Origin of the sequence: Pseudoalteromonas sp. TB51 (genome assembly GCF_000498055.1) — a bacterium.
GTDB lineage: Bacteria > Pseudomonadota > Gammaproteobacteria > Enterobacterales > Alteromonadaceae > Pseudoalteromonas > Pseudoalteromonas atlantica.
In genome coordinates this window covers 1-1936 of sequence record NZ_AUTO01000157.1, presented here as the reverse complement: position 1 = coordinate 1936, position 1936 = coordinate 1, and the positions used below count along the sequence as shown (strand labels likewise).

Here is a 1936-nt window from a genome sequence, read left to right as displayed (position 1 = left end):
ATACGGCGGCCCTTGTTCAAGATAACGAAGGGATAGTGAGTGCAACTAACCTAACATCAACCATTACCCTTACCTTAAACGACAACGCCCCAGGCGATGCAAACAGCATAGCAATAGATGAAAACAACCAAATGCTAGCTGTGGCTATGGCTGCTAAAAATGTGGGCGAAGCGGGTCAAATTGCATTTTACGACATAAGCGGCGATACACCCGCCTTCATAAAAAATGTACCAGCAGGCTTTTTGCCAGACATGGTGACTTTTAACCACGACGGTACAAAAGTAGTTGTAGCCAATGAAGGTGAACCTAATGGCGATTACAGTATCGACCCAGAAGGCTCTGTAAGCATAATTAATATAGTAGAAGGTGTAGTAGCTGATACGGCAACTAATATTGACTTTACTACTTACAATAGTCAGCAAGCTGAACTTGAGTCTGATGGATTTGTGTTTGCTAACCCTACAGGGCGCACTATTAACGGAAATGTAATAAATACGACAGTAGCTATGGATTTAGAGCCTGAGTACGTCAGCATTTCTAAAGATAACAAATATGCCTACGTATCAATTCAAGAAAATAACGGTCTCGCTATTATTAACCTAGAAGATAATAGCGTAGAGCTAAAAGCGCTAGGCTTTAAAGACTGGTCAGATTTACAAATAGATGCCTCAGATAAAGACGGCGGTGTTAACTTTAAATCGTACCCAGGCCTTTATGGTATGTATCAGCCAGATACAATCTCAAGCTTTAGCTGGAAAGGCGCAAACTTTATAGTATCGGCAAATGAAGGTGATGCACGCGAGTACTTCTTTGATGTAACAGATGAAGCAGACTGCGCAGAAAAGGGCGGTCTAGATTACGATGAAGATGATGGCTGTCTTGCCTATATAGATGAAAGCCGTGTTGAAGATTTAACGCTTGCAGCTAATTTTGACTACTTAAATAACGACGATGACGATATAGGCCGCTTGAAGGTAAGCACTGTAAAAGGTGATACGAATGACGACGGTCAATACGAATCGCTTTATGCCTATGGTGCACGCTCATTTACTATTTGGGACAGTAATGGGCTGGTGGTATTTGACTCAGGCGATGACATAGGTCGTATTACCGCATCGGTTCATGGTGAAGCCTTTAATAACAATGAAGATGAAAACGAAGGTGACACACGCTCAGATGATAAAGGCGCAGAACCCGAAGCGCTAACAATAGGTACGATAGACGAACGCACTTTTGCCTTTATAGGTCTTGAGCGCATGGGCGGGATTATGGTTTACGATATTACCAACCCTTACGATGTGCAATTTGAAGATTACTTTTATAACCGTGGTGTAATAGAAGGGGCAGATATAACCGGCGACCTTGCACCCGAAGGCATGGTGTTTGTACCTGCCGAACAAAGTGCGACAGGCGAGCCACTGCTTATAATCGGTAATGAGATCTCAGGTTCTATAGCTGTATGGCAAATTGCAGCAAATTAAAACCAACAAAGCAGTACAGCGATTACTAAATGTACTGCTTTTTCTAACGCGCAATTATTAGCTGTAAAATAGCGACTTAACATGCGCGTTTTTTAATCTAAAATCAGCCTGCAGGCCTTTATTTGTATGCGTTTCATACTAAATTCATTTATTTGTCAAAAAGCTGAAATAAAACATTGACCCCCGCTCGAATCTCCCTATAATGCGACCCCACTGAGACGGGAAACGCTGAAGCATAGCAAGGCAGAACGGCTCAGAGAGTTAAGTAAGGCTTCGGTTTTAAATCTTCTAAAAAGAAAGTTTAAAATTAAGTGTTGACTCGAAAAATAAAGGATGTATTATACGCATCCCTAGCGACAACGTCGCAACGTTCTTTAACAATATAAAGCAATCATCTGTGTGGGCACTCGTACAGATTGAGTTCTAACAGCCAAGCTACTTAGGTAGTGAGGCAA

At 41.9% G+C, this 1936-nt stretch carries 1 protein-coding gene; it reads left to right on the top strand.

Annotated features, from left to right (window positions below; genetic code table 11):
- Window positions 1-1481, top strand: a 1481-nt coding sequence (locus L650_RS0108140; RefSeq protein ID WP_085065445.1) for a choice-of-anchor I family protein, incomplete at its 5' end; no start/stop codon positions are given.
- Window positions 1482-1936 lie beyond the last annotated feature (455 nt).